The following is a 13,198-nucleotide window of genomic DNA, read 5'->3' as shown; positions in this document are numbered from 1 at the left end:
TCAGGCTGCCAACGATGCTTTGAGGGCATCGAGGAAGGCGGCGTTTTCTTCCGGGGTGCTGACCGTGATGCGCAAACAATTGGACAGCACAGCGTGCATTTTACTCACATTTTTGACTAATACCTTGCGATCGAGGAGTTTCGCGTAGGCATCGTCGGCGTTTGGCACCCGTATCAAGATAAAATTTGCCGCCGACGGGAACACCGTCACGCCGGGCAGCGCGGCCATGGCGCCCGCCAGTTCAGCGCGCGCGGCCCGCAACAGGGCCGCTTGCCGGTTCAGCACGGCCACATGGTCGAGCGCGAATTCGGCCGCCGCCTGGGTCAGCACGTTGATGTTGTAAGGAGGCCGCACTTTGTCGATCTGGGCCAGCAATTCCGGCGCGGCCGACATGTAGCCGAGGCGGATACCGGCCAGGCCCAGCTTGGAGACGGTGCGCATCACCAACAGGTTGGGGAATGCGGGCAGGCGGTCCATGAAGCTGGCCTGGGCGAACGGCTCGTAAGCCTCGTCCACCACGGCGATGCCGGTTTCGCCCAGCGCATGGACGATGGCGACGACGGCGTCGGCGTCGAACAGGTTGCCGGTCGGGTTGTTGGGATAGGACAGGTAGACCAGCGATGGCCGGTGCTGGGCGATGGCCGCCAGCATGGCCGGCAAGTCCAGCGACAAATCATCCTTGAGCGGCACGCCGACGAAATCCATGCCCGCGAACTGGGCCGAGCGCTGGTACATGACGAATGATGGCGTGGGCGCCAGCACCACGGCGCGCCGCTCCTGCAAGGCGCAGGCCATGTCGAGGATGGCGATCAGCTCGTCCGAGCCGTTGCCCAGCATGACGTCGTAACCGGCCGGCACGCCCAGCCGGGCGCAGATGCGCTGCTTGAGCGCGCTGTACGACGCCACCGGGTAGCGGTTCAGCGCGGCGTCGGCCAGGCGCTGGCCCAGTTCGCGCAGCAGCGGTTGCGGCAGCACATACGGATTTTCCATCGCATCGAGCTTGATGTAGCCGCTCGCGTCGGGCACATGGTAGCTGCCGATGGCGCGCACGTCGGAACGGATGGTGGCGGCGATGAGGTTGGAAACGGCGGACATCTGGCGGGGCTCCTGGTAGGGTGGGCGGGCTAGGCGGCGACTTCGTCGTCGTCCATCGCGGCGATGGTGGTGCGGGCGCGCTTGGCGACGGGCTTGGGCTTGGCGGCCCGTTTGGCTGGCTTCTTCGGTGCCGGTGCCGCCGGCTCCGGCTGCGCCAGCCGCGCGTTGATGATGGCGCAGTAATCGGGATTCAGTTCAAAGCCGACGAAATTGCGGCCGCAGCGCCGCGCCGCGATGGCCGTGGTGCCGCTGCCCATGAACAGGTCCAGCACCACCCCGTTCGGCGGGCACGACGCCTTGACCATGCGTTCGATGATCTCCAGCGGCTTCTGGGTCGGATGGTCGGCCCGCTCCGGGTGCTCGCGGTGCAGGCGCGACACGCTCCACAAGTCCTTGGGGTTGTAGCCCACTTCCAGCCACTTGGCGCCCACGAAGATGGAGCGCGAACGGGCCTTCTTGGTGGCCGCGTCGTACGGGATGCGCACCGCGTCCAGGTCGAAATAGTAATCCTTGCGGCCCACGAAGAAGCCGATGGTGTCGTGCACCGACGAATAGCTGCGCACGCTGCCGCCCATGGACGGCACCCGGCGGTCCCAGATGATCTCGTTCATCATCGTCATGCGCCGCTTGAGCATGACGAAGATCTCGGGCGAGAAGCGCCAGGTGAGGAAGATGTACAGGCTGCCGTTGGGCTTGAGCTTGGGCAGGGCCAGTTCGATCCACTGCTCGGTCCAGCGCAGGTAATCGTCCACGCTTTGCTTGTCGGACGCGTTACCGTAATCCTTGCCCAGGTTGTAGGGCGGGTCCGTCAGGATCAGGTCGACGGAACCATCGGGGATGCGGGCCAGGCCGGCCAGCGCATCCTCGCAAAAAACCTGGTTCAGCCAAGCGTCGACGGACTCGCTCATACGGGACTCAGATGGCCGACTTCAAGCGCAGTTCAGCGCTGCGGGCGTGCGCCTGCAAGCCTTCGCCGTAGGCCAGTTCCGCCGCCACCTTGCCCAGCGTCTGGGCGCCCGCCTCGCTCACGTGGATGATGGAGGAGCGCTTCTGGAAGTCATACACGCCCAGCGGCGACGAGAACCGGGCCGTGCGCGACGTGGGCAGCACATGGTTGGGGCCGCAGCAATAGTCGCCCAGCGATTCGGACGAGAAGCGGCCCAGGAACATGGCGCCCGCGTGGCGGATCTTGTCGGCCCACTGTTGCGGTTGTTCGGCCGAGATTTCCAGGTGTTCGGCCGCGATCGCGTTGGCGATGGCGCAAGCCTCGTCCATATCGCGCACCTTGACCAGCGCGCCGCGGTCCGTCAGCGAGGTACGGATGGTGGCCGCGCGCGGCATGGACGGCAGCAGCTTGTTCAGGCTCGCTTCCACGCGGGCGATATAGGCCGCGTCCGGGCACAGCAGGATGGCCTGGGCCAGCTCGTCGTGCTCGGCCTGCGAGAACAGGTCCATGGCCACCCAGTCCGGGTCGGTGGTGCCGTCGCACACCACCAGGATTTCCGACGGGCCGGCGATCATGTCGATGCCCACCACGCCGAACACGCGGCGCTTGGCGGCGGCCACGTAGGCGTTGCCGGGGCCGACGATCTTGTCGACGGCGGCGATGCTCTCGGTGCCATAGGCCAGCGCGGCCACGGCCTGGGCGCCACCGATGGTGATCACGCGCGTCACGCCGGCGATGGCGGCGGCGGCCAGCACCATCTGGTTCTTCACGCCGTCCGGGGTCGGCACTACCATGATGATCTCACCCACGCCGGCCACGTGGGCCGGAATCGCGTTCATCAGCACGGACGAAGGGTAGGCGGCCTTGCCGCCGGGGACGTAGATGCCCACGCTGTCGAGCGGGGTGACCTTCTGGCCCAGCACCGTGCCATCCGCTTCCGTGTAGGTGAAGCCGTTCAGTTCCTGCTTCTGGCGCACGTGGAAGGCGCGCACGCGGTCGGCCGCCGTCTGCAGCGCCTGGCGCTGGGCGTCCGGCAGCGCGGCCAGCGCCCCCTGCAGCTCTTCCTGCGACACTTCGAAGGCGGCCATGCTGGTGGCGCCGCCGTAGGGGATGCGGTCGAAACGGTTGGTGTATTCCAGCACGGCGGCGTCGCCGCGCGCCTTGACGTCGGCCAGGATGGCCGTCACGGCCGTTTCGATGGCGTCGTCGGTGCTGGCCTCGAACGCCAGCAGGGCGGACAGGGCGGATTTGAAATCGGCTTGGCTGGAGTCGAGCTTGGTGATCTGAATCGGCATGGTGGGCGGGTTCCGGCTAGGGTCTGGTGTTGGGACTTATTGGCTCTTGGACTGGGAAGCGCGTTCGAACGCTTCGATGATCGGTTGCAGACGCTCGCGCTTGAGCTTCAAGGCGGCCTGGTTCACGATCAGGCGCGACGAGATCGGCATGATCGCTTCCACTTCCACCAGGTCGTTGGCGCGCAGCGTGTTGCCGGTGCTGACCACGTCGACGATGGCGTCCGACAGGCCCACCAGCGGCGCCAGCTCCATCGAGCCATACAGCTTGATCAGGTCCACGTGCACGCCTTTGGCGGCGAAGTGCTCGCGCGCCGTCTGCACGAACTTGGTGGCCACGCGCAGGCGTGCGCCCTGGCGCACGGCCGTCTCGTAATCGAAACCGTTCTTGACGGCGACCGACATGCGGCAGGCGGCGATGTTCAGGTCGATCGGCTGGTACAGGCCTTCGCCGCCATGCTCCAGCAGCACGTCCTTGCCGGCCACGCCGAAATCGGCCGCGCCATGCTGCACATAGGTCGGCACGTCGGTGGCGCGCACGATGATCACGCGCACGTTGGGATCGTTGGTGCCCAGGATCAGCTTGCGCGACGTTTCCGGATTCTCCGTCACGGTGATGCCGGCCGCTTCCAGCAGCGGCAGGGTGTCTTCGAAAATGCGGCCTTTCGACAGCGCCAGGATCAGTTGCGAATTGGACTGGCCGTTAAATGCACTCATGGTGGTTCCCGTTATTTGATGCGGCGGATATCGGCGCCCACGGCCGACAGCTTCACTTCCATGCGGTCGTAGCCGCGGTCCAGGTGGTAGATGCGGTCCACCAGCGTTTCGCCACGGGCCGCCAGCGCGGCGATCACCAGCGAGGCCGAGGCGCGCAGGTCGGTCGCCATCACGGGCGCGCCGACCAGCTGCTCCACGCCCTTGATGAAGGCCGTGTTGCCGTCCGTCTCGATGGCCGCGCCCAGGCGGTTCATTTCCTGCACGTGCATGAAGCGGTTCTCGAAAATCGTCTCGGTGACGCGGCTGGCGCCATCGGCCACCGTATTGACGGCCATGAACTGGGCCTGCATGTCGGTCGGGAAGCCCGGGTATTCGGTGGTGCGGAAGCTGACCGGCGTGGGGCGGCGGTTCATCTGCGCGCGGATCCAGTTATCGCCGATGGTCATTTCCAGGCCCACTTCGCGCAGCTTGTCGAGCGCCGCGTCCATGATGTCGGTGCGGGTGTTGCGCAGCGTGATGTCGCCGCCGGCCGCCGCCACGGCGCACAGGAAGGTGGCCGCTTCGATGCGGTCCGAGATCACGGCGTGCCTGGCGCCATGCAGCTCGGGCACGCCCTGGATCACCAGGCGGTCGCTGCCGATGCCTTCGATCCTGGCGCCCATGGCCACCAGCAGGTGGGCCAGGTCCGTCACTTCCGGCTCGCGGGCCGCGTTTTCCAGGATGGTTTCGCCTTCGGCCAGGGTGGCCGCCATCAGCAGGTTCTCGGTGCCGGTGACGGTGATCATGTCCGTCACGATGCGGGTGCCCTTGAGCTTCTTGCACTTGGCGTAGATGTAGCCGCCTTCGATCGAGATCTCGGCGCCCAGCGCCTGCAAGCCCTTGATGTGCTGGTCCACGGGGCGCGAGCCGATGGCGCAACCGCCCGGCAGCGACACCTTGGCTTCGCCGAAGCGGGCCAGCAATGGACCCAGCACCAGGATCGAGGCGCGCATGGTCTTGACCATCTCGTACGGCGCTTCCAGCTTGGTGATGGCGCTGCCGTTGAGGGTCACGCGCTCGCCGTCCTGGTCCACCTTCAAGCCCGTCTGGCCCAGCAGCTTGAGCATGGTGGCCACGTCGTGCAGGTGCGGCACGTTGGACAGTTCCAGGTCGCCCGCCGTCAGCAGGCCGGCGCACAGGATGGGCAGGGCCGCGTTCTTGGCGCCGGAAATGGCGATCTCGCCGGACAGGCGCTTGCCGCCTTGAATGAGGAGCTTGTCCATGCTTATCCTTGGAATTCTTCTGGGGTCAGGGTCTTCATCGACAGCGCGTGGATTTCCTCGCGCATGCGGTCGCCCAGCGCCGCGTACACCAGCTGGTGGCGCTGGATCAGACGCTTGCCGGCGAACGCGGGCGACACGATCACGGCCTGGAAGTGCTGGCCATCGCCATCCACCTCGAGGTGGGTGCATTCGAGGCCGGCGGCGATGTAGCTATGAATCAGTTCTGGCGTAGTGGACACGATAATTCCTTAATGTTCAATTCGGTATAAACGGTATAAATGATTAGTGCGGCATCCGGTAGCCGCTGCGCAGCAGGCGGATCGCCGCCAGCGCCAGCACCACCAGGAAGCCCGATACGATGCCCAGGCTGACCATCGGGTCGACGTCGGACTGGCCGAAGAAGCCGTAGCGGAAGCCGTCGATCATGTAGAAGAACGGGTTCAGGTGCGACACGGTCAGCCAGAACCTGGGCAGCGAATGGATCGAGTAGAACACGCCGGACAGGAAGGTGAGCGGCATGATGAGGAAATTCTGGAACGCGGCCAGCTGGTCGAATTTCTCGGCCCAGACGCCGGCGATCAAGCCCATGGTACCCAGGATGGCCGCGCCCAGCAGGGCGAACACGGCGATCCACAGCGGCGCCGTGAACGACAGGTGGGCGAACCAGGCCGTGACGATGAACACGCCCAGGCCGACGACGATGCCGCGCACCATGGAGGCCAGCACGTAGGCCGAGAAGATTTCCCAGTGCGACAACGGGGTCAGCATCACGAACACCAGGTTGCCCGTGATCTTGGACTGGATCAGCGAGGACGAGGAATTGGCGAACGCGTTCTGCAGCACGCTCATCATCACCAGGCCGGGAATCAGGAAGGCCGTGTAGTTGACGCCCGCGTACACCTGCACCCGGCCTTCGAGCACATGGCCGAAGATCAGCAGATACAGCATGGCCGTCAGGATGGGCGCGGCCACGGTCTGGGTCGCCACTTTCCAGAAGCGCAGGGTTTCCTTGTACACCAGGGTGCGGAAACCGGTCGAGAACAAACTCATACGGTCCCCTTTTCCATGATTTGCAGGAAGATGTCTTCCAGGTCGGCTTGCTGCAATTGCATCTCGTCGATCACGGCGCCGCTTTCGCGCACGCGCGCCAGGATGGTTTCCACTTCCGCGTAATCGTTGATGCGCAGGTTGTATTCGCCCGGCACGGTCAGTTCCGCATGGGTGATCAGGTGCTGCAACTGGGGCGGCAGCGCGCCCTTCAGGTGCAGGTTGAGCTGGGAGCCGGAAATGCGGCGGATCAGGGCGCTCATGGTGTCGAGCGCGACGATCTTGCCGGCCTTGAGCATGGCCACCCGCTTGCACATGGCTTGCGCCTCTTCCAGGTAGTGGGTGGTGAGCACCACCGTGTGGCCTTCGCGGTTCAGGCGCGAGATGAATTTCCACAACGTCTGGCGCAATTCCACGTCGACCCCGGCCGTCGGCTCGTCGAGCACGATCACGGGCGGCTTGTGCACCAGGGCCTGGGCCACCAGCACGCGCCGCTTCATGCCGCCCGACAGCGCGCGCATATTGGTGTCGGCCTTGTTGGTCAGGTCCAGGTTGAACATCACTTCGTCGATCCAGTCGTCGTTGCGCGCCAGGCCGAAATAGCCCGACTGCAAGCGCAGCGTCTCGCGCACCGTGAAGAAGGGGTCGAACACCAGTTCCTGCGGCACCACACCGAGCTTGCGGCGGGCGGCGCGGAAATCCGTCTGCACGTCATGGCCGTGGATGGTGACGCTGCCCCCATCCGGGCGGATCAGGCCGGCGATGATGGAGATCAGGGTGGTCTTGCCGGCGCCATTTGGACCCAGCAGGCCGAAGAACTCGCCCTCCTCGATCGCCAGGGAAACGCCGCCCAGTGCCTGCAGCGACTGGTAGCGCTTCTGGACCTGGTTGATGTGGATAGCTGTCATGCTTGACTTGTCAGTTGTTGCCGCAGCGCAAGGACACGGCAGGGATGCTCGTTGGCGGAAGGTGGTGCTCGTCGCCGCGGCACGGTTTTGGCGGCGGCAACGTTCAATTATAGGGGAAATTTGGTCCGGCAGAGCCGGACCGGGCGATTCGGGGGAGACGGGAAAGGGTCAATGGTGATGCAGTTCGGCCGCCGTCAGGCCGATGGTGGCCGACGCGGACGCGCCTGCCAGGGGAAGCGACTCGGCCGGGGCCGCGTCGGGGAACAACAGGTTGCACACGCCGTACAACTTGGTCAGGCTTTGCAGGGCCGGCGGCAGGTTGCGCAGCGCCAGCGCGAAGCCGGCCTCGCGCGCGGCCCGCTGCCACGCCAGCATGACGGCCACGGCCACCGAATCGACCGTCAGCACGTGGCACAGGTCGAATTCCTTTTGCCCCGCGCGGATGGCCGCCAGCCCGCGCTCGAGCGCCGCAGTGGCGTTGAGCACGGTCAGCGACGACAGCGACTGCAGGTTGTCTAACGTTTCGGCCATGGTCGTCTTAGGTCTTATTTCGCGTTGGAAGCGGCCTTGAGCGGCTTGTTGGCCAGCTTCTTGTTCTTCTCCGACAAGGCCTTGATCAGGCCGTCGATGCCGCCCTTGCTGATCTCGGAGGCGAAGGTACCCTTGTAGGTTTCCACCAGCCAGGCGCCCAGCACGTTGATGTCGTAGATCTTCCAGCCGTTAGCGGGCGACTTGGCGACGCGGTAGTTCAGCGGAATCGGTTCGCCGCGCGGCACGTTGACCTGGGAACGCACTTCCACTTCCGTGTCGGAAGGATCGGCGCGCATCGGCTTGAATTCCACCGTTTCATTCTTGATCTGCGACAAGGCGCCCGAATAGGTATAGATCAGCAGCGTGCGGAACTCGGCCGACAGGGCTTTCTGCTGGTCCGGGGTGGCGTCGCGCCAGAAGCGGCCCGAAGCCAGTTGCGTCATGCGCTGGAAGTCCACGTAGGGCAGAATCTTCGACTCCACCAGGTCCATGACCTTTTTCTGGTCGCCGGCCTGGATCGCCTTGTCGGCCTTGGCCGTGTCGATCACGTCCTGGGAAATGCGTTTGACGAGCACATCCGGCGCCTCGACGGCGGCCGGGGCGGCGCCGGCGGTGGTGGCGGTGGCAGCGGTGGCGGCGCCGGTGTAACCGGCCAGCGCGAAGGTTGCCAGGGCAAGCAATTGTTTGATGTATTTCATGTTTTTCTTACCTATGTTTGGTTCTCGACGGGGTCACAGGCTGTCTTTTTTTGCAGCCGGTGTCTCGGAGTTTAACTCTTTTGGCGCCGGTTCGGATGACACGGGCGCGGAAGTTTCTTCGTCGCCAACTTTTTTCACGCCATCGTCGTCATCATCCCGGGATGGCTTGTGCGGCGGCGCTTCGCCGTCGTAGACCTTGCTTTCGCGCCGTTGCAAAAAGCCGTCGCGCACGAATTCATAGCGGTCCAGCGCCGCGTCTTCCAGCAGCGAGGAAGCGTCCAGCAGGTTGGCGCGCTGGTCCACGGCACGGGTGGCCGTACCGATGTTGCGCAGGTAGATCGGTTCCTTGTAGCGCCAGATGTCGCCGTTGAAGTCCAGCGGCAGGGCGGCCGTGTCGCGCACGGTGGAGGCGCCGAACAGGGGCAGCATCAAATACGGACCGGACGGCACGCCCCAGTGGCCGAGCGTCTGGCCGAAGTCTTCATTGTGCTTGGGCAAGCCCGCCTGGGAGGCGAAGTCGATCAGGCCCAGCAAGCCGAAGCTGGAGTTCAGCGTGAAACGGGCCACATCCGACATGCCGGCCTCACCCTTGCCTTGCAACAAGTTGTTGACGGCGCTCCAGGCGTCGGCCAGGTTGCCGAAGAAGTTGTCGATGCCGGTCTGCACGAACGACGGCAGCACGGCGCGGTAGGCGGTGGCGGCCGGTTTCAGGGCCACCTGGTCGACCGTGTCGTTGAACTTGAACATGGCGCGGTTGAAGCTCTCGTACGGGTCGCGCGGGTTGGGGCCGGCGCAACCGCTGAGAACGGCGGCCGCACCCAGCGTCAGCGCGACGGAACGCCATTTGACGGGGATGGGATTCATTTGGCGTCCTTTCCTTCCGCTGCCTTGCTGTAGATGAACTGGTTGATCAAGTCTTCCAGCACGGCGGCCGACTGGGTGCGGGCGATCTTGTCGCCGGCGGCCAGGTTGTTGGTGTCGCCGCCCGCCTCGATGCCCACATACTGCTCGCCCAGCAGGCCGGCCGTCAGGATCTTGGCCGAGCTATCCTTGGGGAACTTGTAGCCTTCGTCCATGTCCAGCTTGACCAGCGCCTGGTAACTCTTGTCGTCGAACTGGATCTGGCCCACCCGGCCCACCACCACGCCGGCCGCCTTGACGGGCGCCTGGGGACGCAGGCTGCCGATGTTGTCGAACTTGGCCACGATAGTATAGGACTTGCCGAACGACAGCGAGTTCATATTGCCCGCCTTGAGGGCCAGGAACATCAGCGCCGCCGCGCCGATCACGATGAACAGACCTACCCACACATCCAGAGATTTACGTTGCATAACATCATCCTAAAGAATTTTTCGGGCGGCGGCGCGTGCCGCCAGCCACTGTGTTGCGTTTACCGGCGCTCAAACGGCGCTTATTTGCTGAACATCAAGGCCGTCAGCATGAAGTCCAGCCACCAGATCGCCAGCGACGACAGCACCACGGTACGGGTGGTGGCGCGGGCCACGTCTTCCGGCGTGGGTTGCGATTCGTAGCCCTGATACAGTGCGACGAAAGTGATGGCGATGCCGAACACCACGCTCTTGACGAAGCCGTTGAAAATGTCTTTCCAGATATCGACCCCGCCCTGCATCTGCGACCAGAACGCGCCATCGTCCACGCCGATCAGCTGCACGCCCACCAGATAGCCGCCGAACACGCCCACGGCGCTGAAAATGGAGGCCAGCAGGGGCACGGACAGCACGCCGGCCCAGAAGCGGGGCGCCAGCACGCGCTGCAGCGGGTTGACGGCCATCATTTCCATGGCCGACAGTTGCTCGCCCGCCTTCATCAGGCCGATCTCGGCCGTCAGCGAAGTGCCGGCGCGGCCGGCGAACAGCAAGGCCGTGATGACGGGGCCCAGTTCGCGCGTCAGCCCCAGCGCCACCAGCAGGCCCAGCGACTGTTCGGCGCCGTATTTGTTCAGGGTGTAATAACCCTGCAAGCCCAGCACCATGCCCACGAACAGGCCGGACAGGGTGATGATGAGCAGGGAATAATTGCCGATGAAATGCAGTTGCTCGACCACCAGGCGGGGCCGCTTGAGCATGCCCGCGGACAGGCCCAGCATGTTCACGAACATGCGCGCGCCGTAGCCCACGCTGGCGACCTGGTCGCGGGCCGTGGCGCCCAGGCGGGACAGCAGGTTTTCGCCGATCATGGACGCTCTCCCAGGCCCAGGTCGTCGGCCAGCGACTTGCCGGGGTAGTGGAACGGCACCGGGCCGTCCGCTTCCGCGTGGACGAACTGTTTCACGTAAGGGTCGGTCGACACCATCATGTCGTCCGGCGTGCCGTGGGCCACGATCTTGCCCTGCGACAGGAAATACACGTAATCAGCGATGGCGAAGCACTCCTTGACGTCGTGCGACACCAGCACGGTGGTGGAACCGAGCGCCGTATTGAGGTTGCGGATCAGGTTGGCCGTCACGCCCATGGAGATGGGGTCGAGGCCGGCGAACGGCTCGTCGTACATGATCAGTTCCGGATCCAGCGCGATGGAACGGGCCAGCGCCACCCGGCGCGCCATGCCGCCCGAGATCTCGGCCGGCTTCAGTTTGGCCGCGTTGCGCAAGCCGACCGCGTGCAGCTTCATCAGCACCAGGTTGCGGATCAGTTCTTCCGGCAAATCCGTGTGCTCGCGCAGGGGGAAGGCCACGTTTTCGAACACGGTCAAGTCCGTGAACAGGGCGCCATGCTGGAACAACATACCCATTTTGCGGCGCAACAGATACAGGTCATCGGTCTTGAGTTGATGCACCACCTGGCCGTGCACGGTCACCTGGCCCTTTTTGGGGCGCAACTGGCCGCCGATCAGGCGCAGGACAGTGGTCTTGCCGCTGCCCGAACCGCCCATGACGGCCACCACTTTCCCGCGCGGGAAGTCCATCTGGAGGCCAGACAGGATGGGCCGCTTGCCATAGGAGAAGTGCAAATCGCGGATTTCGACTAGATTGGGCACATCGGTACTCATTTTTTGGGATGCCGTATTGTAGTGCAGAAATACACAACTCTGCTGACAGGCCCCTGATTCGGGACGGGAAATGGCAGATAATACAACACTAATGAACGAAAAGTCAGCAAGTTACAATTGGAAACCAGTTTAATTTGTTGCGACGCAGCAAATCATAATGCAAAAAGCCGGAAGCGGCGGGTGCGGCACCCGTCGGCTTCCGGCCTGGTGCAACGATAATGCAGCTTAGCGCGGCAGGACCGACGAACCCATCAGGAATTCATCGACGGCGCGGGCGCACTGGCGGCCTTCGCGGATAGCCCATACCACCAGCGACTGGCCACGGCGCACGTCGCCGGCGGCGAACACCTTGGGCACCGAGGTCTGGTAGCAGCCATCGCCGTCGGTGGTGGCCTTGGCGTTGCCGCGGCCATCCTTCTCCACGCCGAACGCGTCCAGCACTTGCTGCACGGGCGACACGAAGCCCATGGCCAGCAGCACCAGGTCGGCCTTCATTTCGAATTCCGAGTTCGGCACTTCCGTCATCTTGCCGTCTTTCCACTCGACGCGGCAGGCGATCAGCTTTTCAACCTTGCCGCCCTTGCCTTCCAGGCGCTTGGTGGCCACGGCCCAGTCGCGCTGGCAACCTTCGTCGTGCGAGGACGAAGTGCGCAGCTTGGTCGGCCAGTACGGCCACACCAGCGGCTTGTTTTCCTGCTCGGGTGGCATCGGCATCAGTTCGAACTGGGCCACGGACGCGGCGCCATGGCGGTTGGAGGTGCCCACGCAGTCGGAACCGGTGTCGCCGCCGCCGATCACCACCACGTGCTTGCCGGTGGCCTTGATCTGGTCCTTGACCTTGTCGCCCGCGTTGACCTTGTTCTGCAACGGCAGGAAGTCCATGGCGAAGTGCACGCCCTTCAGTTCGCGGCCCGGCACGGGCAGGTCACGCGGCTGCTCGGCGCCGCCGGCCAGCACCACGGCGTCGAAGTCCTTGGCCAGGTCTTCCGGGAAAATGGTTTCCTTGGCCCAGTTGTTGACGTTGGCGGGGAAGTCCTTGCCCACCAGTACGCTGGTGCGGAACACGACGCCTTCCGCTTCCATTTGCTTGATGCGGCGGTCGATGTGCGACTTTTCCATCTTGAAGTCAGGGATGCCGTAGCGCAGCAGGCCGCCCACGCGGTCGCTCTTCTCGAACACGGTCACGGCGTGGCCGGCGCGGGCCAGTTGCTGCGCGGCGGCCAGGCCGGCGGGGCCGGAACCGATCACGGCCACTTTCTTGCCGGTCTGCTTGGCGGCCGGTTGCGGCACCACCCAGCCATGTTCCCAGCCTTCGTCGATGATCTTGTGCTCGATCGACTTGATGCCCACCGGGTCTTCGCTGATGCCCAGCGTGCACGCCGATTCGCAGGGCGCGGGGCAGATGCGGCCCGTGAACTCGGGGAAGTTGTTGGTCGAGTGCAGCACGTCCAGCGCTTCGCGGTAGTTGCCGCGATATACCAGGTCGTTCCAGTCAGGGATGATGTTGTTGACCGGGCAGCCGTTGTTGCAGAACGGGATGCCGCAATCCATGCAGCGCGCGCCCTGGACCTTGGCTTGCTCGTTGGTCAGCGGGATGACGAATTCCGCATAGTTCTTGAGACGGGCGGCAGGCGGCAGATAGCCCTCTTCCTGACGCTTGAATTCCATGAAGCCGGTGATTTTACCCACGATA

15 protein-coding genes are annotated in these 13,198 nt (G+C 64.5%); all 15 read right to left on the bottom strand.

The window, feature by feature from the left end:
- The 15 genes from hisC to H3H39_RS02970 all read right to left on the bottom strand — a co-directional run bounded on the left by hisC (position 1) and on the right by H3H39_RS02970 (position 13,194).
- Complete coding sequence (hisC, locus tag H3H39_RS03040; protein ID WP_182151761.1) at positions 1 to 1,095, bottom strand: histidinol-phosphate transaminase; 1,095 nt, start codon at positions 1,093 to 1,095, stop codon at positions 1 to 3.
- A gap of 29 nt (positions 1,096 to 1,124) precedes the next feature.
- Positions 1,125 to 2,003: a DNA-methyltransferase gene (locus tag H3H39_RS03035; RefSeq protein ID WP_182151760.1), complete on the bottom strand. Its 879-nt coding sequence runs from the start codon at positions 2,001 to 2,003 to the stop codon at positions 1,125 to 1,127.
- Positions 2,004 to 2,010: 7 nt separating this feature from the next.
- Positions 2,011 to 3,336 (bottom strand): histidinol dehydrogenase, encoded by a 1,326-nt coding sequence (hisD, locus tag H3H39_RS03030; RefSeq protein WP_182151759.1) that lies wholly within the window; start codon positions 3,334 to 3,336, stop codon positions 2,011 to 2,013.
- Between the two features lie 36 nt (positions 3,337 to 3,372).
- Positions 3,373 to 4,050, bottom strand: a complete 678-nt coding sequence (gene hisG / locus H3H39_RS03025; RefSeq protein WP_182151758.1) for an ATP phosphoribosyltransferase — start codon at positions 4,048 to 4,050, stop codon at positions 3,373 to 3,375.
- Positions 4,051 to 4,061: 11 nt separating this feature from the next.
- The gene (murA, locus tag H3H39_RS03020) at positions 4,062 to 5,312 is read right to left on the bottom strand and encodes a UDP-N-acetylglucosamine 1-carboxyvinyltransferase (RefSeq protein ID WP_182151757.1); all 1,251 of its coding nucleotides are present in this window, start codon (positions 5,310 to 5,312) and stop codon (positions 4,062 to 4,064) included.
- A gap of 2 nt (positions 5,313 to 5,314) precedes the next feature.
- Positions 5,315 to 5,551: a BolA family protein gene (locus H3H39_RS03015; RefSeq protein ID WP_182151756.1), complete on the bottom strand. Its 237-nt coding sequence runs from the start codon at positions 5,549 to 5,551 to the stop codon at positions 5,315 to 5,317.
- A gap of 43 nt (positions 5,552 to 5,594) precedes the next feature.
- On the bottom strand, positions 5,595 to 6,362 hold the full coding sequence (locus H3H39_RS03010) for an ABC transporter permease (protein WP_182151755.1): 768 nt from the start codon (positions 6,360 to 6,362) through the stop codon (positions 5,595 to 5,597).
- Positions 6,359 to 7,267, bottom strand: coding sequence for an ABC transporter ATP-binding protein (locus tag H3H39_RS03005; protein ID WP_182151754.1), 909 nt, complete (start codon positions 7,265 to 7,267; stop codon positions 6,359 to 6,361). Before H3H39_RS03005 ends, H3H39_RS03010 begins: the two co-directional genes overlap by 4 nt.
- A 168-nt stretch (positions 7,268 to 7,435) precedes the next feature.
- The gene (locus H3H39_RS03000; RefSeq protein ID WP_182151753.1) at positions 7,436 to 7,798 is read right to left on the bottom strand and encodes an STAS domain-containing protein; all 363 of its coding nucleotides are present in this window, start codon (positions 7,796 to 7,798) and stop codon (positions 7,436 to 7,438) included.
- 14 nt (positions 7,799 to 7,812) lie between these two features.
- Positions 7,813 to 8,496, bottom strand: coding sequence for an MlaC/ttg2D family ABC transporter substrate-binding protein (locus H3H39_RS02995; RefSeq protein WP_182151752.1), 684 nt, complete (start codon positions 8,494 to 8,496; stop codon positions 7,813 to 7,815).
- 33 nt (positions 8,497 to 8,529) lie between these two features.
- A complete protein-coding gene (locus H3H39_RS02990) occupies positions 8,530 to 9,360 on the bottom strand; it encodes an MlaA family lipoprotein (RefSeq protein WP_182151751.1) in 831 nt (276 codons plus the stop codon).
- Positions 9,357 to 9,827, bottom strand: coding sequence for an outer membrane lipid asymmetry maintenance protein MlaD (mlaD, locus tag H3H39_RS02985; protein WP_182151750.1), 471 nt, complete (start codon positions 9,825 to 9,827; stop codon positions 9,357 to 9,359). The genes H3H39_RS02990 and mlaD overlap by 4 nt, the downstream gene beginning before the upstream one ends.
- A gap of 80 nt (positions 9,828 to 9,907) precedes the next feature.
- Complete coding sequence (gene mlaE, locus H3H39_RS02980; RefSeq protein WP_182151749.1) at positions 9,908 to 10,693, bottom strand: lipid asymmetry maintenance ABC transporter permease subunit MlaE; 786 nt, start codon at positions 10,691 to 10,693, stop codon at positions 9,908 to 9,910.
- Positions 10,690 to 11,493 carry an ABC transporter ATP-binding protein gene (locus H3H39_RS02975; RefSeq protein WP_182151748.1) on the bottom strand — a complete coding sequence of 268 codons (804 nt, stop codon included), beginning with the start codon at positions 11,491 to 11,493 and terminating at the stop codon, positions 10,690 to 10,692. The genes mlaE and H3H39_RS02975 overlap by 4 nt, the downstream gene beginning before the upstream one ends.
- A 237-nt stretch (positions 11,494 to 11,730) precedes the next feature.
- Positions 11,731 to 13,194 carry a glutamate synthase subunit beta gene (locus H3H39_RS02970; protein WP_182151747.1) on the bottom strand — a complete coding sequence of 488 codons (1,464 nt, stop codon included), beginning with the start codon at positions 13,192 to 13,194 and terminating at the stop codon, positions 11,731 to 11,733.
- Positions 13,195 to 13,198 lie beyond the last annotated feature (4 nt).

It is taken from the genome of Rugamonas apoptosis, from assembly GCF_014042355.1.
GTDB classification, from domain to species: Bacteria; Pseudomonadota; Gammaproteobacteria; order Burkholderiales; family Burkholderiaceae_D; genus Rugamonas; species Rugamonas apoptosis.
This window is presented reverse-complemented; position numbering and strand designations above follow the sequence as displayed.